The sequence below is a fragment of the Parasphingopyxis sp. genome (genome assembly GCF_028279465.1).
In the GTDB taxonomy this organism is placed as follows: domain Bacteria; phylum Pseudomonadota; class Alphaproteobacteria; order Sphingomonadales; family Sphingomonadaceae; genus Parasphingopyxis.
In genome coordinates this window covers 200,604-219,877 of record NZ_JANQNS010000018.1, presented here as the reverse complement: position 1 = coordinate 219,877, position 19,274 = coordinate 200,604, and the positions used below count along the sequence as shown (strand labels likewise).

The window sequence follows — 19,274 nt, the reverse complement described above, 5'->3', positions numbered from 1 at the left end:
GTTATTACGCTAACCCGTATCCTCTCGTTGCTCGATGATCCGGCCCATTCGCTCGACAAAAGAGGCCAGCGCTTCGTCTTCGGGGGCGAGCTGGCGCAGTTCTGCGATAGCCTTCGGATCGCCCTCCATAGCCCGGCGGTGAAGCGCCTCCAGCCGATCGAAATGTTCCGGATCCATGTCGGGAACCGGTTCGAACACGATGACCGGGGTCGATCGGCCGCGAAGGAATATCGACCCCATCGTCCGGCACTGGCTGCCCGGGAGCTGATCTATCGCGGCATCGCTGACCAGTATCTTAGTGCCGAGCTCCTTGTTCGCCGCCTCGAGCCGGGCCGCCACGTTCATCGTATCGCCAAGCGCCGTATACTGAATGCGATCCTTGCCGCCGAAATTGCCGACGATCGCCTCGCCATAATGCATGCCGACGCGCGTCCGGCCGACTCTGGCGTCGGTCCATTGCGGATCGGTGCGAAAAGCTTCGCCGGCCTGTTGGAGCGCGATTGCGGCGCGATAGGCGCGCAAGCCGTCATCTTCACGCGCGATCGGCGCGCCCCAGATCGCGACCAGCGCATCGCCGACATATTTGTCGATGGTCCCGCCATGTTCGATCACCACGGCCGAGAGCGTTTCGAGATAAGCGTTGAGCAGGCTGGCGACATCGCCTGCATCGGTACGATGGCACAGATCGGTAAAGCCTTCCATGTCGGTAAACACGGTGAAGATCATGCGGCGGTCGCCGCTTAGCGCGGCATCGGAGGGCCGGGCCAGTATTTCGGTCGCGATATCGGGCGGCAGGTAGCGCGCGAGCGCGAACTGCGCGACGCGTCCGCGCTCCCATGCGATCGAACGGCGCACGGTGACGAGTGTCAGGATAATCAGCGCCCAGCCGAGCACCGGCCCGGCGGCGGGAAAGCCGTAGGTTGGCGTCGGTATGATCATCTGCAGGCCGAAGGGCAGGATCAGCAAGATCGCCAGCACGCCGATAACGCCGGCGATATGCAGCCATTTGCTATGGACGAACAGGCCGAGGACGATTGCCGATGCTATCGCGAAGATGACCACCAGACCGGCAAGCCAGCCTGGCGGGTCGTCATAACGAATATTGTCGAGCCGCTGCGCAATCATATGTGCCTGGATATCAATACCTGATACCGTTGTCGTATCCGTCGCCGGGTCGATAAAGGGCACGTCGAACCGATCGAGGTCGAAATAATCTACGCCGATCAGCACTATGCGGTCCCTGACGAGTGCATCCATGAAGAGCGCCACTTCGGGGTCGGTGAAAAAGTCGATGGGCAATTTGTCGAAGACCGCGGTATCCGCATACATCGGCGCTCGATAGCGGATCAGCCCGCCATAATCGTCAAATGGCGTGCCGTCGCGAACGACGGAATCGGCAATCAGGGGCCGGTCCTCGCCGACCGGCCAGCGTCTGACGACGCCGTCGCTGTCGGTTTCCAGGCTTGCATCGGCAAAACTTACATTACTGCCGCCGAGCGTTGCGGTGAGCGAACCGAGGAAGGCAAGTCGGGTGTCGGCGAACGGCTCGAACGCAGGATCGACACCGGCGACATATGTCGGCGTTTGCACGCCCGAGAGGGCGGCCAGCAACGCCTCGTCGCCCTCGGTCGTGCTGTCGAACAGGATGTCGATGGCGATCGCGCGCGGCTGCATCGCATCGATTACCGGCAGTGCACGCGCCAGCAACGCGCGATCCACGGGCGAGCGCCGGCCCGTGTCCAGGGCCGTTTCTTCGTTATAGACGATCATGACGAGGCGCTCGTCTATGTCGGCGACGCCCATCACCGTCTGATAGCGTAAATTGAACAATGCCATTTCCGCGCTGCGGACAAAGGGCGTCTGCCAGCCCAGTATCGACACGAACAGCGCGAGGAAGAAGGCCGCGACGAGCAGGAACTTCGCCGTCGGGCCAAGCCAGGCGAGCATTTCGCCGAATTTCGACCGGATTTGCGGCAGCACGCGCAGTCCCCCCTAGCAACCTAGATCGCAGAATGGCAGGCGCGCGACAAGATGATGCGGGTCAGTCAGCCGGGCATTGCCTGCTGAAACGTCCGACGAGATAATCGAGCAATACGGTGACCCGTGCCGGCCGTTCGCGGCCCGGCGGCGTGACCAGATGCAACGCCACAGGGGGCGCCGACCAGTCAGGCAAGAGCGTGATCAGGCTGCCTTCGGGGTCATGCTGGGCGAGCATGAAATCGGGCACGAGCGCGATCCCATGCCCGGCGATCAGCGCCGGCATCATCGCATCGCTGTTATTGGCGCGCAGCGGGCCGCTGGGGCGCACCTGCGCCTCTTCGCCCTCTTTGTGCGTGAAGCGCCAGCTCTCGGGATTGGGCAAATAAGCGTAGCAGAGGCAATCATGATCTTTGAGATCGGCCGGGTGCTCGGGTCGGCCTTTACGCTCAATATATGCGGATGACGCGACGAGATGCCGGTCGATCGGTCCCAGGCGGCGCGCTTTGAGGCTGCTATCGGGCAAGGCGCCGATCCTGAGTGCCGCGTCGAAACCGCCGCCGATTATATCCACCACATCATCGCTCAGATGCAGATCGACAGCAATATCAGGATAACTGGCGAGAAAATCGGGCAGCGCCGCGCCGACATGGGTGATGCCGAAGCTCATCGGGGCGGCGAGGCGGACCAGGCCGCGCGGATTGGCGGCGTCATCGCGCGCGGCGTCCTCAGCTTCTTCGCCGAGGCTCAGCAATTGCTGCGCGCGTCCAGCCAGTTCCCGGCCGCTCTCTGTCAGCGAAAGATGGCGCGAGCTGCGATGGAGCAGCTGGACGCCGAGCGATTTTTCGAGGCGCGTAACGGCCTTGGACACGGTGGCCTTGGATACCGCCAGGTCCTCGGCGGCCGCCGTGAAGGAACGCAATTCGACGACTTTGGCGAAGATCGCCCAGGCTTCGAGATCGGGTAGATTAGACATAAATACGAAACGATAGTTTTCCAATGTTTCTATTTATGTGTGATCGCAAACCCCTATCTGGGTGTCAACGAAACTATCAACCAAGGAGCATTCCGATGATCGAGAAACGGCCTTTTTCAAGCCTCGGCCATGCCGATCATGGCTGGCTGAATGCCCGCCATCATTTTTCCTTCGCCAATTATTACGATCCGGCCCGGATGGGCTGGGGCAGTTTGCGCGTCTGGAATGACGACGAGATCGCCGCGAAAAGCGGTTTTCCGGCCCATCCGCATCGCGACATGGAAATCGTCACCTATGTCCGTCAGGGCGCGATCACGCATCGCGATTCCATGGGCAATGAGGGCCGGACCAATGCCGGCGATGTTCAGGTGATGAGCGCGGGTACTGGCATCCAGCACAGCGAGTTCAATCTGGAGGATGAGGAAACCCGGCTGTTCCAGATCTGGATCGAACCGAGCGAAAAAGGCGGCACGCCGCGCTGGGACGCGAAGGCGTTTCCCAAGGGCGATCGCGCCGGCTCTCTCGAAGTGCTGGCCAGCGGGTTCGACCAGGACATTCTGGACGGCGCGCTCTGGATCCGGGCCGATGCCCGGCTGTCCGGCGCGACGCTCGGCAAGGGTGATACGATCGCGCATGAACTGGCCGAGGGCTTTCGCGGCTATCTGGTCGTGTCGGATGGCAAGCTCAGCGTAAACGGCGTCGAGCTCGACGCCCGCGACGCGGGCGCGATCTCGGACGTGACCGAACTCACCATCGAAGCGCTCGACGATGCGGAGTTTCTGCTCGCCGAGGTGCCGGACGTCACCCATTGAGGGAGGAGGGGCTTTGCGGCCCCTCTTTCTTTTTTGCTCTTCCCAATTCCCTCACCCATTTTCCCTCCCGATTTCCCCGCAGCCTTTTCAAATCATGGAGATTCCAATGACCGATACTGACACGCCGACCATTTTGCGTATCGATGCCAGCGGCCGATACGAGGGGTCCAACTCCCGCGCGCTGGCCGATCATCTGATGGCGCGCCTCACGGCCGAGCATCCCGATGCCGATATCATCACGCGCGATGTCGCCAAGGGCCTGCCCTTTATCGATGCCGACTGGATCACCGCCAATTTCACGCCCGAGGAAAATCGCGACGAAACGCATCGCGGTGCGCTCGCCCAGTCCGACGCACTGATCGCCGAGCTGCAGGCCGCCGACATCATCGTCATCGGCACGCCAATGTATAATTTCGCCGCGCCGGCATCGCTCAAGGCCTGGATCGATCTCGTCGCGCGGGCCCGCAAAACCTTCACATATACCGAGAACGGGCCGGTCGGTCTGCTCGAGAACAAGAAAGCCTATGTCGCGATCGCCACCGGCGGCACCGAGATCGGCAGCGATATCGATCATCTGAGCGGCTATATGACCCATATGCTGGGCTTTCTCGGGATCGACGATGTCGAGATTTTCTCCGCCGATCAGCTTATGGCGCATGGCGAGGAAAAGGTGACTGAGGCGAAGGCGGCGATAGACGCGGCCGTGTAGCGCGGCGCTTGCCTGCATCGCGCCCGCCTGTCACTGCGGCGCCATGCTGGCCGACCGCATCCTCTTCACCGACGCCGAAGCGATCGTCATCGACAAGCCGGCCGGCTTGCCGGTGACGAAGCCCAAACGCGGCGGCGATTGCGTCGAGGATCGCTTGGCCGTGCTGCGCATGGGCTTTGCCCGCGATCCGATGATCGTCCACCGGCTGGATCGCGATACGAGCGGCTGTCTGCTGCTCGCGCGCAACCCCAGGGCGCGCAAACGCTTCAACCGCGCGTTCGAAGAGGGCGCGGTGCGCAAGACCTATTGGGCTGTTCTCGAAGGCGAGGTCGCCGGGGCGGACGGAATGATCGATCTCCCGCTGGCAAAACGCTCGACGCGCGAACGCGGCTGGTGGATCGAAACCGATCCACACGGCAAGGCGGCCCGAACACATTGGCGGACGCTGGCAACGGATGGCGGGAAGACGTTGTTCGAGTTTCGCCCCGAGACCGGCCGGACGCATCAGCTGCGCGTGCATGCGCGCGAGGGACTGGGCGCGGCGATTGCGGGAGACCCCGTCTATGGCGACGGCGCGGGGCCGATGCTGCTTCACGCTCGCGCGCTGCATGTGCCGCGAGACGGAAAGCCACCGATAGAGGCCGTGGCGCCATTGCCAGACACGTTCGGGCTATGGGATATCGCCGATCATGCCGATAACTGAAATCCCCGCCGAAGCAATCGAGGAGCGTCATCTCGCGGGCACCGGTCCCGGCGGGCAGAATGTCAACAAGGTCGCCACAACGGTGCAGCTGCGCGTCGATATACTCGCGCTCGATCTTCCCGCCCATGTCTATCGCCGCTTGCGCTCGCTTGCCGGCAACCGGATGACGGCGGACGGCACGCTCGTGATCACCGCGCGAAACCATCGCAGCCAAGAGGCCAACCGGCGCGAGGCGATGGCGCGGCTCGATGCGCTGATCGAAAAGGCCCATCACCGTCCCGCCCGCCGGATCAAGACCAAGCCCAGCCGCGCCGCCAAGGCGCGCCGGGTGGACAAGAAGAAAGTGCGCGGGCAGGTCAAAAAAACGCGCGCGAAACCGCGTCTGGATTAGGTATACCTCATGCACGAATTTTCGATTTCCGAGAGCACGGACAAGCCCTCGCTCTATGCCGACCTCCATTCAGCGCTGGACGGGCTGACTGCCGACGAACCCGATGCCATCGCCAATATGGCGAACGCGGCGGCGTTGCTCTGGGAATATCTGCCGGACATCAATTGGGCGGGTTTCTATCGCGCGATTGATGGCGAACTCGTGCTGGGGCCGTTTCAGGGCAAGGCAGCCTGCATCCGCATTGCCATGGGCGCTGGCGTTTGCGGTACGGCGGCGGTGACGCGCGAGACGCAGGTCGTCGAGGATGTCGACGCCTTTCCCGGCCATATCCCATGCGACGCCGTATCGGCCTCGGAACTCGTCGTGCCGATTGTCGTCGATGGCGCGCTGATCGGCGTGCTCGATATCGATAGCCCGTCCAAAGCCCGCTTCGATACCGATGATGCGGCCGGATGCGAGGCGCTGGTCGCGCTGATCGGTCCGCGCGTTGCTGCCTAGGCCCGCCGAACTGCCTCAAATCGGGACATAATGGCCCCTAGCGTGCCGTGGCGCGGCCCGGTCAAAGCTGTTAAGAAACTGTAAACGTCCTGCGCGCTGTGCGTTGCGGGCCGAGATCACAGTGGGAAGGGCAAAATATGCGTAGCTTAGCTTTTCTGGGCCTTTTGATGTCCGCAGCGATGATTCCGGGCACAGCCCAGGCGCAAACCGACTCCGGCGCGTCGACCAATACCGGCGTGGCGCTCGCGACGCAGGCGATGCGCGGCATGCGCGGGCATCGCGGCGGCACGCGCGTATGGCGCGGCGGTGGCGGCCATTATGTGCGTGGTGGCGGGCATCGTTTCTACGGACATCGCGGGGGCCATCGTTTCTATGGCCATCGGGGCGGCGTTCGCTTCCATCGCGGGACGCGCTTCTTCGTTGGCGGTTTCCTGCCACGCTATTTCCTCACGCCACGCTATTATGTCGTAAATTATCCGCGCTACGGCCTCGCCCGACCGGCCTATGGCCATCGTTGGGTGCGCTATTATGACGACGCCTATCTTGTCGACGGCTATGGCCGTATCTCCGACACGCGCTACGGCGTCTCCTATGACGGCCGCGGCTATTATGGTGGCGATTACCGCTATGACGACCGGTATCGCGATGACCGTTACTATGACGATCGCCGCTATTATGACGATCACCGGCGCGGCGACGGTGGCGCGGCGGCAGCCGGCGCGATCGCCGGCGGCATTATCGGCGGCATCGCCGGCAACCGGATCGCCGGACGCGGCAACCGCACCGAGGGCACGATCATCGGTGGCGCGCTGGGCGCGATAGCCGGTGGCGCAATCGGCGGTGCGGCAGGCCAGTCTGACCGGTATCGCGAAGATCGCTATTATCGCGATAGCCGCTATTCGGATCGCCGGCATGGCGGCCATTATGACGAACGCGCGCCGGTGCCCGAATATGTCGGCAATGGCGATTATTATCCGCCCGCGGCGCCCGGCTACACGGCCGACTATGATTATGACTATCGCCATGACGAGCGCGTCGTCTCGCCGCCCGCGCATCATGCGCCGAGCGTCAGCACGCATGTCACTGTCAACGGCGTGACGACCCATGCGACGCAGCATGTTCCTGGCGTAACGCAGAGCGCGACGACCAATATCGTCGTCCATCCGCAGCCGACGACGACCACGACGACATTCATCGAAGAGGAAGTCGAATATGTGCCGGCGCGCCGGAGCGGCCATCGCCGGGTATCCACGCGCGGCTGCAACTGCTGATACCGGCCTTTCGCTTCGGAGGGGAGCGAGGGGGCAAGAGGGCGGCCGGGAGCAATCCCGCGCCGCCCTTTCTTATGGACGATGTGTTAGCCGTAGCGGCGTTTAGCCGAGCCGCTCCAACTCCTCGAAGCTGAGCGCGCCGGGCACGACGATCACCGGGCAGGGCAGTTGGCCGGCCACGGTCCCGGCGAAATGCGAGACCAGCGGGCCGGGCGGGCCTTCGGCGGCCGCGCCGAGCATGATGCCGGCGATATTCTCGCTCTGGTCAATCGTTTCGCGTACCATCTTGATCGGATCGCCCTTCTTGACGGTGATTTCCGGTTGCATCCCGGTGGTCTCGACGAGCTCGCCCGCCGCCTGGGCGACGGCGGCTTCGGCGCGCAACCGGGCCTCTTCCTCGAACGTCGCCTCGACGGCGGCCCAATTGACGAATTCTTGTTGCGGGATCAGCGATACGATCTCCACCGTGCGGCCGAGCTTGATAGCGCGCACGGCGGCATAGTGCAGCGCCGCCCGCGCCTCGGGCGTTTCGTCGATGACCACCAGATAGGTCCGCATGTCGGCCGTTCCCCTGTTTGCGTGGAAGACTGATCGAATATCGCCGGTCTGGCAAGCCGGGCGCATGGTCTGGGCTGTTCGCGCGGGTGCTCGGCGGCTAAGGCGATTGCCGTCGATGCGGCCAAGGGGAGGGCATCATGCGCAACGCGATATTCTGGGTGGTCGCCCTATTGGCGCTCCTGTGGAACGGGTTCGGTCTTTACGATCTCTACATGACGCTGACCGTGAACCGGGACTATCTCGCCCAGTTTCCGCCCGAGATGCTCGCGATGATCGAAGACTTCCCCGAATGGCGCCGCCTGATGTGGACGACCAGCGTCTTTCTGGGCGTGATCGCCGCGCTGATGCTCCTCCTGCGCAAGCCGATGGCGGAACGCGTATTCTGGGCGACGGCCGCGCTGATGGCGATCGGCTTTTTCGGCTATGACTTGCCCTTCGGCAACGGGATGCAGGCCTATGGCACGGGCGGGGTCATCTTCTCCGTCATCCTGATCGCGATCCAGATCGCCTTGGCCCTTTACGCGCGCTGGGCTGCGCGGCATGGGTTATTGCGCTAGACGCTGCGTTTCGGAGCCGAGGAACCGCCATGCCAATCGAACTCAAAATGCCCGCGCTTTCGCCGACGATGGAGGAAGGCACGCTGGCGAAGTGGCTGGTGAAGGAAGGCGATGAGATCAGTTCCGGCGATATCATGGCCGAGATCGAGACCGACAAGGCGACGATGGAATTCGAGGCCGTCGATGAGGGCGTGCTGGCGAAGATTCTGGTGCCCGAAGGCACGGACGAAGTGGCGGTCGGCGCGGTAATTGCGATCCTTGCCGAAGAGGGCGAGGATCCCGCCAGTATCGACGCACCGGCGCCGTCAGCCGCTCCGGCAAAGGCCGATCCCGAGCCCGCCGCAGCTGCCCCTCCGCCCCCATCTCCACCGCCGCCCGCCCCGGCTCCGGCCGCACCCGCACCGCCTCCGCCGCCTGCGCCATCGGGGTCGGATCGCATAGTCGCGAGTCCCTTGGCCCGGCGTCTTGCGGAACAGAATGGACTCGATCTGGCCCAGCTCTCGGGCAGCGGCCCCAAGGGCCGGATCGTCAAGGCCGATATCGAGGCCGCACTCGAAAGCGGCACCGGCAAGGCGCCGGCCAAGGAAGCCGCCGCTGCACCGGCCGCGCCCGTCGATACCGATATTCCGCATGAGGCGGAGAAGCTTTCCAATATGCGCAAGACGATTGCGCGCCGTCTCACCGAGGCGAAGCAGACCGTGCCGCATATCTATCTGACCGTCGATATCCGGCTCGATGCGCTGCTCGATCTACGCAAGGAGCTGAACGCTTCGCTCGAAGCCCGCGAGATCAAGCTGTCGGTCAACGATCTGCTGATCAAGGCGCTGGCCCAGGCCCTGATCCAGGTGCCCAAATGCAATGTCTCCTTCGCCGGCGATCAGCTGATCAGCTACCAGCGCGCCGACATCTCGGTCGCAGTCAGTGTGCCCAATGGCCTGATCACCCCGATCGTTGTCGATGCGGCGAACAAGCCGGTCTCGGTAATCTCGGAAGAAATGAAGGAGCTGGCTGGCCGCGCTAAGGAGGGCAAGCTGCAGCCGCACGAATATCAGGGCGGCACGGCGAGCATTTCCAACATGGGCATGTTCGGCATCAAGCAGTTCGATGCCGTCATCAACCCGCCCCAGGGCATGATCATGGCGATCGGCGCGGGCGAAAAACGGCCCTATGTCATCGATGAGTCCCTGCAGATCGCTACGGTAATGAGTGCCACTGGCAGCTTCGACCATCGCGCGATCGATGGCGCGGACGGCGCCCAGCTCATGCAGGCGTTCCAGCAGCTGGTGGAAAATCCGCTGGCAATGCTGGCATAGCGCAAGGAGATGGGCGATGAAGATAGCGGTAATCGGCAAGGGCCGGGTCGGCAGCGTATTGGGGCCGGCCTTCGCCAAGGCGGGGCATGAGGTCGTCTATGGCGTCCGCAATCCCGCGGACGAGAAATATGATAATGGCGACGAAATCCCCCACGACACGACCGAGGGTGCGGCGCAATGGGGCGAGGTCGTCATTCTCGCCGTCGACTGGGGTGCGGCGGAAAGCGCGCTCGCGCAATGCGGCGATCTGAGCGACAAGATCCTGATCGACTGCACCAATCCGCTGACGATGAGCGAGGCGGGCCTCGAACTGGCGCTCGGCTTCGACACCTCGGCGGGCGAGATACTCGCCGTGCAGACGGACGCGAAGCTCGTCAAGACGCTGAACCAGGTCGGCTCGCCGGTCATGGCGAAAGCGCACGATTTCCCGAGCCGACCGATCCAGTTCGTCGCGGGCGAGGATGCGGAGGCGAAAACGCTGGTTAGCAGCCTGCTCCGCGACATTGGCTTCGAGCCCATCGACTATGGCGGGATCAAGAACGCCCGCAAGATGGAGCCGCTCGGCATGGTCTGGATCGACCAGGCGTTCCAGCACGGGATGGACCCGGAAACGGCGTGGCACTTTTTGAAGCTCGCAGATGACGCCTGAATTTGACCGGACAGAAGATGATATGAGAGCTGCGATATAATCGATGGAGGGCCGTAGAAACACGACACACGAAGATAGTCTTGGTTTCGCAGTGAGTGTGCGCCTCCTGTTTCTGGGCGGGGCGGTTCTGCTCAGCGTACCATTACTGTTGTCGGTTGGAATGCCGATTGCAGAAAACGCCATCTTTCTTTCACTGGCGGTCCTTTGGGCTGTTGTCGCCATAGTTTTAGCGTTTGCGACTAGGCGGCAAGCGTCTCCCGGGTTGGTGATGGTGGGAAGTATTTGGTTTGGCGTTGCGCTATTGGCAGCGCTTGCAACCGGGGCGATTTCGATAATCGATCTAATAATCTAGAAAGAAGAATATGGCCGATCAGTACGATCTCATCATTCTCGGTTCCGGGCCCGGCGGTTATGTCGCGGCGATCCGGGCGTCGCAGCTTGGAATGAAAGTCGCGATCGTCGAGCGGGAGCTGCTCGGCGGTATTTGCCTCAACTGGGGCTGCATCCCGACCAAGGCGCTGCTCCGGACGAGCGAGATTTATCATTATATGAGCCATGCGGACGCCTATGGGCTGAAGGCGGACAATCCGGGCTATGATCTCGCCAAGGTCGTCGCGCGCTCGCGCCAGGTGGCCGGGCAGCTCAACCGGGGCGTCACGGGCCTCATGAAGAAGAACAAGGTTGATGTGCATGAGGGCTTCGGCACGATCACCGGCAAGGGCAAATTGTCGGTGAAGTCCGAGGACGGAAAGACGACCGAGCTGACGGCGAAATCGATCATGATCGCGACCGGCGCGCGGGCGCGCGACCTGCCCTTCGCCAAGGCGGATGGCAAACGCATCTGGACCTATCGCCATGCGATGGTGCCTGAGGAAGTGCCGTCCAAGCTCCTCGTGATCGGGTCGGGCGCGATCGGCATCGAGTTCGCGAGCTTCTATTCCGATCTTGGCGCGGAGGTGACGGTCGTCGAAATGCTCGATCGCATTCTGCCCGTCGAGGACGAGGATGTGTCGAAACATATGCTCAAAACGCTCAAGAAGCAGGGCATGATGATCATGACCGGCGCGGGCGTCGAAAAGCTCGAAGCGGGCGCCAAATCGGTGAAGGCGGCGATCAAGGACGCCAAGGGCAAGGTGACGGAAAGCGAATTCAGCCATGCTATCGTCGCCATCGGCATCGTGCCCAATACCGAGGATATCGGACTCGAAGCGCTAGGCGTGAAGACAGCGAAGAACGGCCATATCGAGGTGGATGGTTTTGGCCGCACCAATGTCGACGGCATCCTCGCGATCGGCGATGTGACCGGCCCGCCCTGGCTCGCGCACAAGGCGAGCCACGAAGGCGTGATCGCGGTCGAAAAACTGGCCGGCAAGGACCCGCATCCCTTCACGACCGACAATATTCCGGGCTGCACCTATTCGCGCCCGCAGGTCGCCTCGGTTGGGTTGACCGAGGCTCGGGCCAAGGAAGCCGGGCATGACGTCCGCGTCGGCAATTTCCCCTTTATCGGCAATGGCAAGGCGATCGCGCTGGGCGAGGCGGACGGCTTCATCAAGACCGTGTTCGATGCGAAGACCGGCGAGCTATTGGGCGCGCATATGATCGGCGCGGAAGTGACCGAGCTGATCCAGGGCTATGCCGTCGCGCGGCAGCTCGAAACCACCGAAGCCGAACTCATGCACACCGTCTTCCCGCATCCGACGCTCAGCGAGATGATGCATGAGAGCGTACTCGACGCCTATGATCGGGTGATGCATATCTGACGCCTGATCCGGAGGAGGAATGGCGGGAGAAACTGACCAACAACTGGCCCGCGTGGTGTCGCCCAACATGCTGGCGATCTACAGCCTCGCGACGATCTTGGGTGCGGGCATTTATGTGGTTATCGGCGAAATTGCGGGCGAGGCGGGCGTACTTGCGCCCTTCGCCTTTCTGCTCGCCGCTATCGCGGCCGGCTTCACCGCGCTCAGCTATGCCGAGCTTGGCGCGCGCTACCCGCAAAGCGGCGGGTCTGCCGTCTATGTCGATGTCGCCTTCAACCGGCGCTGGCTGACCTGGATCACCGGCTGGGCGATAATCGCCACGGGTCTGGTCTCGGCGGCGACGATCGCCACGGGCTTTGCCGGCTATCTGACGGCCTTTGCGCCGATCCCCAAGGAAATCTCGATTCCTCTATTGATCGCCGCGCTTACCGCCATCGCTGCCATCGGCATCCGCGAAGCGGTCTGGTTCATGCTGCTATGCACCGGCGCGGGCGTGCTGGGCCTGCTGGTCGTACTGTTTGTCGCCGGCGGCAATCTCGTCGACTATCCGGCGCTGGCCGTCGAGGGATTTTCGGCGGGCGGCGGATGGGCGCTTGGTGTCCTGCTCGGCAGCTTTCTCGCCTTTTACGCCTTTATCGGGTTTGAGGATCTGGTGACGCTCGGCGAGGAGGTCGAAGATGTCGAGCGCGCCCTGCCGCGTGCCATCATCATCGCGCTGGGCGTTTCACTGTTCTTCTATGTCGCGATCGCCATGGTTGCGGTCTCGACACTCACCCCGACAGCGCTCGGTGCGACAGGCGCGCCGCTGGTCGAGGTCGTGCGCGTGAGCGGTTATGACGGCAGTTTCCTCGCCGTGCTCGGCCTGCTCGTGATTGTCGATGGCGCGCTGGCCCAGATCGTGATGGCGGCGCGCATCGTGCACGATCTCGGCAAACGGCGCGGCGGCGCGCCGGAATGGCTTGCGCGCATTAACGTCAAAACCCGCACGCCGGTCGTCGCCACGATACTCGCCGGGGCGGTGATCCTCGCGCTCGCCCTGTTCTTCCCGACCGGCACACTGGCGGGCATTACGAGCTTCATCATCCTCTGGGTGTTCGTCGCGGTGAACGCGGCGCTGCTGCGCCTCAAGCTGACCGGCGAGGCAACCGGCAAGGGCATTGTCAGCTATCCGGCAGCCGTGCCGGCGGCTGGCCTGCTATTCAGCCTCGCCCTGATTGCGGGCCAGATCGCCTTTGGCTGAGCGCGAATGGGGTAAATGTCGACATGAAGAGCGGTACCGCCGTTTCTGACGCCGCTGCCCGGATTCTCAGTACCTGGTCCGGCTTACCCGATGGAGGCGGAAGAGGCTTTCGACGCGGGCTCCGGGGCAGGCTCCTCGTCGACGAGCATAAGGGCTGGGTCCTTGGGCTCGTCCTTTTTCAGCGTACCGGCGCTTTTATGCCGGAAGCTGCCTTCAACATGGCCACCCGTTTCGATGCTGAGCTTTTCGTAGGTGACGTCACCGACAACCTTGGCCGAAGCTTCCACAATCAGCTCCTTGGCGGTGATCGATCCTTCGACGCGCCCGGCGATGCGGGCCTGTTCGGCGCTGATCGCGCCCTTGACCGTGCTGTTGCCGGCCTGGACAAGCGTCGCGCAGCGAATGTCGCCGTCTACCCGGCCATCGACATGGAGATCGACCGATGCGTCGATGTCGCCCGTAACGGTGACGTCGGACCCAATGACCGAAAAGGTCGAACGGTTATCCGCGCTCGACGGAATTGCCATTTCTTCGTTCTGCGACGGATTGGATTTCGAGAACATCGCGATCTGCCTCCAATAGGGGCCGGGGGTTCACCGCGCGGCCGTTGATGCGCACTTCATAGTGCAGGTGGGTTCCGGTCGAACGGCCTGTATTGCCCATCCGGCCGATACGATCCCCCCGATCGACTTCTTGCCCGACTCGTACATCTATACCAGAAAGATGCGCGTAAAGCGTCACAACGCCCGCGCCATGATCGATTTCGATCGTCCGGCCATAGCCGCCCTTCCAGCCCGTAAAGGTAACCCGGCCCGGCCCCGTGGCGAGAATGCCCGTGCCATGCGGGCCGCGAAAATCGATGCCGTTATGCATGGCGCGCGCGCCGGTGAACGGATCGCGGCGCAGACCGAACGGGCTGCTCATCGACCCCATAGGGGCCGGTTCGGCTGAGGGAATGGCCCGCAAAGACAATTCCATGACCGCAAGGCGGTTCAGCGCGATCTCGAGTTCGGCGATTTCTCCGTCAATCCCATTGGCCATGCTGATTGCTGTCCGCACCGGCTGGAGCGGACCACCCTGCGCCTGACGGCTCAGTATACGCGGATCGAGCCCGAATTCCCGAATGGCCTGGGCCGTCTGCGCCGTGCGGTCTTCGACTGCTGCGCGCAGGGCGCGCGCGAATGCCAGCTGTTCCCGCTCCAGCGTCTCGAGCGCGGCGGCCTCGGGGATCACGGCGCTGCTTTCGTCGGCGGGTTCGCCTTCGGCATCCTCAATATCGAGATTGCCGAAATGGCGGCGGACCAAGGCATCGAGCACGGCCTGGCGCCGTTCGACGCGGGCCACCTGCTCCTCGACCGAGCCGCGATAGGCCGCAACACGCGCTTCGCTCTCCGACACTTCCTGCGCGCGCTCATTGAGGGCGATTCGCTCGCTCGCGCCCTTTACCTGCATGCCCACCGTCACGAGCGTGAAGGTGAGCCAAGCGAACGCGCCGATGGCGGCGAGCGAAACGACTCTTATCTGTAACTTGCTGGATATCCTGAAAAAACGGAGCTTGCCGCCGGAGCGGATATGCAGCTCATGGTCAGGAAAAAGGCTCTTGAACCGGGTCCATAGACCCGGGCCTTCCTTTTCGGTTTTCGACACGTGCGACCCTGTAAATTGAAATTTCTGCAAGCGCGCTAGCAATAATGTGTTGAGATCGCGAATCTATCGAACCGCCGCGCGATGAATCGTTTGGGAGTCGAGCCGAGTCGACGGATTCGCCGTTAACGCGCCCGTAAAGGTGCGGTTTTTCATGGCTTCGCCGGTGAGCGCTGCCTATAGCGCGGCTATGGGCAAGGGCACACATGATTATCGCGCGGATCCGCGCAACGCAGACATCCACATCAACGTCAATGGCGATATCGTGCCGCGCGCCGAGGCGATGGTTTCGGTCTTCGATTCCGGCTTCATGCTCGGTGACGGCGTATGGGAAGGGCTGCGCGTCCATCAGGGCCGGATCGCCTTTCTCGATCAGCATATGGACCGGCTCTACGAGGGCGCGAAAGCCATCGATATGGATATCGGTATCGACCGCGAAACGCTCGAACGGCGGCTGTACGAGACGCTCGACGCCAATGGCGATAGCGAGGGCGTCCATATCCGGTTGATGGTCACGCGTGGCATCCGTTCGACGCCGTATCAGGACCCGCGCGTCGTAATCTCGCCTGCCACGATCGTGATCATTCCCGAATATAAGGAGCCGCTGCCCGCGACGGTCGAGAAGGGCATCCGGCTCTTCACCGTCCATGTCCGGCGTGGCGATCCGGCTGTGCAGGACCCGAAGCTCAATTCGCACAGTAAGCTCAACTGCATCACGGCCTGCATCCAGGCGGCCAAGGCGGGCGCGGACGAAGCGCTGATGCTCGATCCGCACGGCTTTGTCGCGACCTGCAATTCCACGCATTTCTTCATCGTGCGCAATGGCGAGGTCTGGACGTCGAGCGGCGACTATTGCCTGGGCGGTATCACGCGCGGAACAGTGATCGATCTGTGCCGCGAGGCGGAAATTCCGGTGTTCGAGAAAAACTTTTCGCTGACCGATGTCTATGGCGCGGATGAGGCTTTTGTGACCGGCACGTTCGCCGGCGTCGTCCCTGCGACCGAAGTCGACGGGCGGGTGCTGACCGACGGTTGCGGGCCGATGGTCGCGCGGTTGCAGGAACTCTATGCGGCGCGTCTGGCAACCGATGTGGCGGCCCGGAGTCGGCCGTGAGCGGGGTTTGTTTTTGTCAGACCTTGGCTACGCCTCGGCGCGGCGCCGGCCCGCTCCCCCTCCCGACCGCCCATTCATTGTACCCTGTGGGAGGTCGGGAGGGGGAGCGGGCTGGTACCGCGACATTGCGACAGCAATGTTCTGACAAAGAAAACCCATGACGATCCGGATCGCGATGTGGTCGGGCCCGCGCAATATCTCGACCGCGATGATGCGCAGTTTTGGCAGCCGGGCGGACTGTTTCGTTAGCGATGAGCCCTATTATGGCGCCTATCTCAAGGATACTGGCTTCGATCACCCGATGGCGGACGCGATCGTCGCGGCGATGGATTGCGACTGGCGATCGATCACCGCCACGCTGAACGGCGATCCGCCGGATGGCAGTTCGGTCTGGTATCAGAAGCATATGCCGTCCGAGATGGTCGGGCCGGTTGGTGTCGGCGATCTCGACAGCCACGCCCATGCCTTTCTGATCCGCGATCCCGCCCGCATGATCGCGAGCTATGCCAAGAAAATGCAGGCCGTCACGTTCGACGATATGGGGCTGGAACGGCTGCACCTCTATTTCCGCATGGAGGCGGACCGGCTGGGCAAAGCGCCGCCAGTCGTGGAGGGTGCGGATATACTCAATGCGCCGCGTCCGATGCTGGAGGCGCTGTGCACGGCGCTCGGTATTAGCTGGGACCCGGCGATGCTGAGCTGGGCGCCGGGCCGGCGGGACACGGACGGTATTTGGGCGCCGCATTGGTATGGGCGGGTGGAAGCGAGTACCCGGTTCGAAGGCGACGATCGCGGTGATGTCGAACTACCGGACGAGTATCGCGCGCTCTATGAGCGCTGCCGGCCGCATTATGAGGCGCTGCGCGGCTATAAGCTTACCGTTTAGAGCCGTTAACCAGTTTCGCACGCCGCCTTGCTCTCCCAGCTCGCCGTGCCTTCGAGCGACATCTCGTCGACCTGATCGCTTTCCAGCGCACCGATCCATGTTTCGATAATCGGCTGTATCAGCCGGAAGTTGGGCCGGTGGCGCACGCCTTCGATGATCGCCAGCGCGGCGAGCGAGCAGGTCGCGCGATAGAGCCGCTGTGAATTGGCCGGCTCGACATAGTCGTCGTCCGCCCCGTGGATGAACAGCAACGGCTCCTCGACGGCCGCCAGCGCGACAATGCTCTCCCAGCCATCGGGGATCAGAACCTCGCTGTAGAAGGGCGCAGCCTCGGCCAGATCGCTGAATGTTGCGAGGGTGACGACCCCGTCCAGTTCTTCCCGCGCGGCCAGCTGGATCGCTACCGCTCCGCCCAGCGAATGGCCGAACGCATAGAGTCGGCCTTCTTCGCCGGCCCGTTCCTGCGCGAAGGCGTAAAAGGCCCGTGCGTCCGCGATCAGCCCGCGCTCGTCCGGCGATCCGGGATTTTCGCTGAAGCCGCGATAGGAGGCGACGACGATGCCACTATCGCCCGCGGCAAGCCGCTGGACATAGCCGGCCATCCGCCCGGCATTGTCGCGCCGGCCATGAAGGACGAGGATCATGTCTTCGCTGCCATTGTCCGGCGCCCAATAGAGGCCGGTGAGCGCGAGCCCATCGGCGGTGGTGACGGTAATCCGCTCGGGCGCCGGTCCCGTCCATTCCGGCGTTGTGATCGGTCCGACGGGCGGCGCGTAGAGTTGCTCGCGCGCGAACTGCGCGCAGCCGACTTGCAGGGCGAGCATCCCGAAGCCGAGCAGGATCAGCAGAAATATATGGAAGCGCTTCATCGGGGTGGCATCTATCGCGCGCCAGCTGAACGCGCACTGTCCAGCGTATCCGCATCGCGGGACGCGCCATCCGGATCGATCCAGTTGGCGTCCGGCAGCCCGTACAGCTGATCGAATATGTCCATCGGGATGCCGAACGGACGCCCCGTTCCCGAATTCCAGAGTATCGCGACCCCGCTGCGCAGGGCCGGGTCGATCATGATCATCGCCCGATAGCCGCGCACCGCGCCGCGATGTGTGATGACTGTATGGCCGACATAATCGTAGACTCGCCAGCCGAGCGCGTAGCGCGTGTTCGAAATCCGCTCGGCATAACGGCTGTTGCGCCGGTCCTCGCGTTCGGTGCGCACGACGGGAGTGTGTACGGTGGCGAGCACCGCGGGCGGTATGATGTCCGGCGCGCCATTGACCTGTGCTTGCATCCATAATGCAAGATCACGGATCGATCCGTTGACGCCGCCTGCCGCGGGCACGCGGTAATAGGGCTCGACGACCGGGACTTCCTCACCCGTCGCGCGATGGCTGAGCGCCCAGCTCGGGCTGTCGAACAGCCCCTGACGGGAGATCGTCGCCGTCTGCATGCCGAGCGGCTGAAACAGACGGCGCTGCACGGCCGCTTCATAGCTCTGCCCCGTGATACCCTCGACGATCTCGCTGGATGCGTCGAAACCGACGTTTTGGTAGCGGAAACAGGTGCCGGGCGGGCACGCGACCCGGTGCCCGGCGAGCTGCGAGCGGAGCGTATAGGGGTCTTCATCCGCTTCGAGCCGGTTGTCGAGTGCGTTGCGTTCGATGCCGAGGCGGTGGGAGAGCAGGTCGGCAACAGTGACCTGCATCTGGCTGGAGCCCGGCAGTCTCAGCGACGGCGCGAAGCGGGAGACCGGCGCGTCGAGCCGCAGCGCGCCGTCGCGTTCGAGCAGCGCGATCATCGTTGCGGCGACGCCTTTGGACAGCGACGCCCAACGGAACGCCGTATCCACAGTCACCGCGTCGCCGCTTTCGTGCACGGTTTCGCCATAGCCGCGCGCAAAGGTGATCTCGCCATTTTCCATGACCGCCACGGCGAGGCCGACCATCGTCTCATCTTCCATCAGCGCGCCGATCCGGCGGTCGATCTCGTTATAGTCGATCAGGCCGGACCGGGGATCGATCGCGATGATTTCGCCGCTCGGTTCGGCAGCTTCCGGGTCCGCCGCATCAAGCGTGATCGACAGACCTTCGCTGACCGCCTGAGACGGAAAAGGCCCGCTCAGCACCGGCGCCATCGCGAGTACGCCGAGCGCAACGAAAAGCAGAGTCAGGGGCAGGGCGAGCCGGTTCATGGTAACGCCGCCCCCTTTGCAG

20 protein-coding genes are annotated in these 19,274 nt (G+C 63.2%); 13 read left to right on the top strand and 7 right to left on the bottom strand.

Annotation, left to right across the window (positions count from 1 at the left end; translation table 11 throughout):
* Positions 1-9: 9 nt before the first annotated feature.
* Together Q0974_RS15345 and Q0974_RS15340 are read right to left on the bottom strand one after the other, a co-directional pair.
* The gene (locus Q0974_RS15345; protein WP_299329388.1) at positions 10-1,980 is read right to left on the bottom strand and encodes an adenylate/guanylate cyclase domain-containing protein; all 1,971 of its coding nucleotides are present in this window, start codon (positions 1,978-1,980) and stop codon (positions 10-12) included.
* A gap of 61 nt (positions 1,981-2,041) precedes the next feature.
* Positions 2,042-2,953 (bottom strand): LysR family transcriptional regulator, encoded by a 912-nt coding sequence (locus tag Q0974_RS15340; RefSeq protein ID WP_299329387.1) that lies wholly within the window; start codon positions 2,951-2,953, stop codon positions 2,042-2,044.
* Positions 2,954-3,048: 95 nt separating this feature from the next.
* Between Q0974_RS15340 and Q0974_RS15335 the strand changes: the two genes are divergently transcribed.
* The 6 genes from Q0974_RS15335 to Q0974_RS15310 all read left to right on the top strand — a co-directional run bounded on the left by Q0974_RS15335 (position 3,049) and on the right by Q0974_RS15310 (position 7,337).
* Positions 3,049-3,765, top strand: coding sequence for a pirin family protein (locus tag Q0974_RS15335; RefSeq protein WP_299329386.1), 717 nt, complete (start codon positions 3,049-3,051; stop codon positions 3,763-3,765).
* Between the two features lie 106 nt (positions 3,766-3,871).
* A complete protein-coding gene (locus tag Q0974_RS15330; RefSeq protein WP_299329385.1) occupies positions 3,872-4,474 on the top strand; it encodes an NAD(P)H-dependent oxidoreductase in 603 nt (200 codons plus the stop codon).
* A 43-nt stretch (positions 4,475-4,517) separates the two neighbouring features.
* The gene (locus tag Q0974_RS15325; protein ID WP_299329383.1) at positions 4,518-5,177 is read left to right on the top strand and encodes an RluA family pseudouridine synthase; all 660 of its coding nucleotides are present in this window, start codon (positions 4,518-4,520) and stop codon (positions 5,175-5,177) included.
* Positions 5,164-5,568: an alternative ribosome rescue aminoacyl-tRNA hydrolase ArfB gene (arfB, locus tag Q0974_RS15320; RefSeq protein WP_299329381.1), complete on the top strand. Its 405-nt coding sequence runs from the start codon at positions 5,164-5,166 to the stop codon at positions 5,566-5,568. Before Q0974_RS15325 ends, arfB begins: the two co-directional genes overlap by 14 nt.
* A gap of 9 nt (positions 5,569-5,577) precedes the next feature.
* Positions 5,578-6,066 carry a GAF domain-containing protein gene (locus Q0974_RS15315; RefSeq protein ID WP_299329379.1) on the top strand — a complete coding sequence of 163 codons (489 nt, stop codon included), beginning with the start codon at positions 5,578-5,580 and terminating at the stop codon, positions 6,064-6,066.
* A gap of 137 nt (positions 6,067-6,203) precedes the next feature.
* Positions 6,204-7,337, top strand: a complete 1,134-nt coding sequence (locus Q0974_RS15310) for an RcnB family protein (protein WP_299329378.1) — start codon at positions 6,204-6,206, stop codon at positions 7,335-7,337.
* A 102-nt stretch (positions 7,338-7,439) separates the two neighbouring features.
* Here the strand turns inward: Q0974_RS15310 and Q0974_RS15305 are convergent, their stop codons facing one another.
* Positions 7,440-7,895: a universal stress protein gene (locus tag Q0974_RS15305; RefSeq protein ID WP_299329376.1), complete on the bottom strand. Its 456-nt coding sequence runs from the start codon at positions 7,893-7,895 to the stop codon at positions 7,440-7,442.
* 137 nt (positions 7,896-8,032) lie between these two features.
* Between Q0974_RS15305 and Q0974_RS15300 the strand changes: the two genes are divergently transcribed.
* From Q0974_RS15300 to Q0974_RS15280, 5 genes are all read left to right on the top strand, one after another.
* A complete protein-coding gene (locus Q0974_RS15300) occupies positions 8,033-8,452 on the top strand; it encodes a hypothetical protein (RefSeq protein WP_299329374.1) in 420 nt (139 codons plus the stop codon).
* A 29-nt stretch (positions 8,453-8,481) separates the two neighbouring features.
* Positions 8,482-9,765, top strand: coding sequence for a pyruvate dehydrogenase complex dihydrolipoamide acetyltransferase (locus Q0974_RS15295; protein ID WP_299329373.1), 1,284 nt, complete (start codon positions 8,482-8,484; stop codon positions 9,763-9,765).
* 16 nt (positions 9,766-9,781) lie between these two features.
* Positions 9,782-10,414 carry an NAD(P)-binding domain-containing protein gene (locus Q0974_RS15290; protein WP_299329371.1) on the top strand — a complete coding sequence of 211 codons (633 nt, stop codon included), beginning with the start codon at positions 9,782-9,784 and terminating at the stop codon, positions 10,412-10,414.
* Between the two features lie 362 nt (positions 10,415-10,776).
* Positions 10,777-12,177, top strand: coding sequence for a dihydrolipoyl dehydrogenase (lpdA, locus tag Q0974_RS15285; RefSeq protein ID WP_299329369.1), 1,401 nt, complete (start codon positions 10,777-10,779; stop codon positions 12,175-12,177).
* A 19-nt stretch (positions 12,178-12,196) separates the two neighbouring features.
* Positions 12,197-13,417, top strand: coding sequence for an APC family permease (locus Q0974_RS15280; RefSeq protein ID WP_299329367.1), 1,221 nt, complete (start codon positions 12,197-12,199; stop codon positions 13,415-13,417).
* A gap of 83 nt (positions 13,418-13,500) precedes the next feature.
* Here the strand turns inward: Q0974_RS15280 and Q0974_RS15275 are convergent, their stop codons facing one another.
* Both Q0974_RS15275 and Q0974_RS15270 read right to left on the bottom strand, forming a co-directional pair.
* Positions 13,501-13,944 carry a polymer-forming cytoskeletal protein gene (locus Q0974_RS15275; protein ID WP_299329365.1) on the bottom strand — a complete coding sequence of 148 codons (444 nt, stop codon included), beginning with the start codon at positions 13,942-13,944 and terminating at the stop codon, positions 13,501-13,503.
* Positions 13,919-15,064, bottom strand: a complete 1,146-nt coding sequence (locus tag Q0974_RS15270; protein WP_299329363.1) for a M23 family metallopeptidase — start codon at positions 15,062-15,064, stop codon at positions 13,919-13,921. The genes Q0974_RS15275 and Q0974_RS15270 overlap by 26 nt, the downstream gene beginning before the upstream one ends.
* A gap of 187 nt (positions 15,065-15,251) precedes the next feature.
* Between Q0974_RS15270 and Q0974_RS15265 the strand changes: the two genes are divergently transcribed.
* Both Q0974_RS15265 and Q0974_RS15260 read left to right on the top strand, forming a co-directional pair.
* A complete protein-coding gene (locus Q0974_RS15265) occupies positions 15,252-16,175 on the top strand; it encodes an aminotransferase class IV (RefSeq protein ID WP_299329361.1) in 924 nt (307 codons plus the stop codon).
* A gap of 157 nt (positions 16,176-16,332) precedes the next feature.
* Positions 16,333-17,061 (top strand): HAD family hydrolase, encoded by a 729-nt coding sequence (locus Q0974_RS15260; RefSeq protein ID WP_299329359.1) that lies wholly within the window; start codon positions 16,333-16,335, stop codon positions 17,059-17,061.
* 5 nt (positions 17,062-17,066) lie between these two features.
* Here Q0974_RS15260 and Q0974_RS15255 read toward each other — a convergent pair whose 3' ends face one another.
* On the bottom strand, positions 17,067-17,930 hold the full coding sequence (locus tag Q0974_RS15255; protein ID WP_299329358.1) for an alpha/beta fold hydrolase: 864 nt from the start codon (positions 17,928-17,930) through the stop codon (positions 17,067-17,069).
* An 11-nt stretch (positions 17,931-17,941) separates the two neighbouring features.
* Entirely contained in the window at positions 17,942-19,252 is a 1,311-nt protein-coding gene (locus Q0974_RS15250; RefSeq protein WP_299329356.1) for a serine hydrolase, read from the bottom strand.
* Positions 19,253-19,274: the final 22 nt, after the last annotated feature.

Excerpts from the sequence above, each read along its gene's own strand:
- arfB (WP_299329381.1), top strand. The coding sequence starts at position 5,164 with ATGCCGATAACTGAAATCCCCGCCGAAGCAATCGAGGAGCGTCATCTC.
- Q0974_RS15260 (WP_299329359.1), top strand. The coding sequence starts at position 16,333 with ATGACGATCCGGATCGCGATGTGGTCGGGCCCGCGCAATATCTCGACC.
- Q0974_RS15330 (WP_299329385.1), top strand. The coding sequence starts at position 3,872 with ATGACCGATACTGACACGCCGACCATTTTGCGTATCGATGCCAGCGGC.
- Q0974_RS15265 (WP_299329361.1), top strand. The coding sequence starts at position 15,252 with ATGGGCAAGGGCACACATGATTATCGCGCGGATCCGCGCAACGCAGAC.
- lpdA (WP_299329369.1), top strand. The coding sequence starts at position 10,777 with ATGGCCGATCAGTACGATCTCATCATTCTCGGTTCCGGGCCCGGCGGT.
- Q0974_RS15315 (WP_299329379.1), top strand. The coding sequence starts at position 5,578 with ATGCACGAATTTTCGATTTCCGAGAGCACGGACAAGCCCTCGCTCTAT.
- Q0974_RS15335 (WP_299329386.1), top strand. The coding sequence starts at position 3,049 with ATGATCGAGAAACGGCCTTTTTCAAGCCTCGGCCATGCCGATCATGGC.
- Q0974_RS15255 (WP_299329358.1), bottom strand. The coding sequence starts at position 17,930 with ATGAAGCGCTTCCATATATTTCTGCTGATCCTGCTCGGCTTCGGGATG.
- Q0974_RS15250 (WP_299329356.1), bottom strand. The coding sequence starts at position 19,252 with ATGAACCGGCTCGCCCTGCCCCTGACTCTGCTTTTCGTTGCGCTCGGC.
- Q0974_RS15275 (WP_299329365.1), bottom strand. The coding sequence starts at position 13,944 with ATGGCAATTCCGTCGAGCGCGGATAACCGTTCGACCTTTTCGGTCATT.
- Q0974_RS15340 (WP_299329387.1), bottom strand. The coding sequence starts at position 2,953 with ATGTCTAATCTACCCGATCTCGAAGCCTGGGCGATCTTCGCCAAAGTC.
- Q0974_RS15295 (WP_299329373.1), top strand. The coding sequence starts at position 8,482 with ATGCCAATCGAACTCAAAATGCCCGCGCTTTCGCCGACGATGGAGGAA.
- Q0974_RS15300 (WP_299329374.1), top strand. The coding sequence starts at position 8,033 with ATGCGCAACGCGATATTCTGGGTGGTCGCCCTATTGGCGCTCCTGTGG.
- Q0974_RS15310 (WP_299329378.1), top strand. The coding sequence starts at position 6,204 with ATGCGTAGCTTAGCTTTTCTGGGCCTTTTGATGTCCGCAGCGATGATT.
- Q0974_RS15325 (WP_299329383.1), top strand. The coding sequence starts at position 4,518 with ATGCTGGCCGACCGCATCCTCTTCACCGACGCCGAAGCGATCGTCATC.
- Q0974_RS15305 (WP_299329376.1), bottom strand. The coding sequence starts at position 7,895 with ATGCGGACCTATCTGGTGGTCATCGACGAAACGCCCGAGGCGCGGGCG.
- Q0974_RS15290 (WP_299329371.1), top strand. The coding sequence starts at position 9,782 with ATGAAGATAGCGGTAATCGGCAAGGGCCGGGTCGGCAGCGTATTGGGG.
- Q0974_RS15280 (WP_299329367.1), top strand. The coding sequence starts at position 12,197 with ATGGCGGGAGAAACTGACCAACAACTGGCCCGCGTGGTGTCGCCCAAC.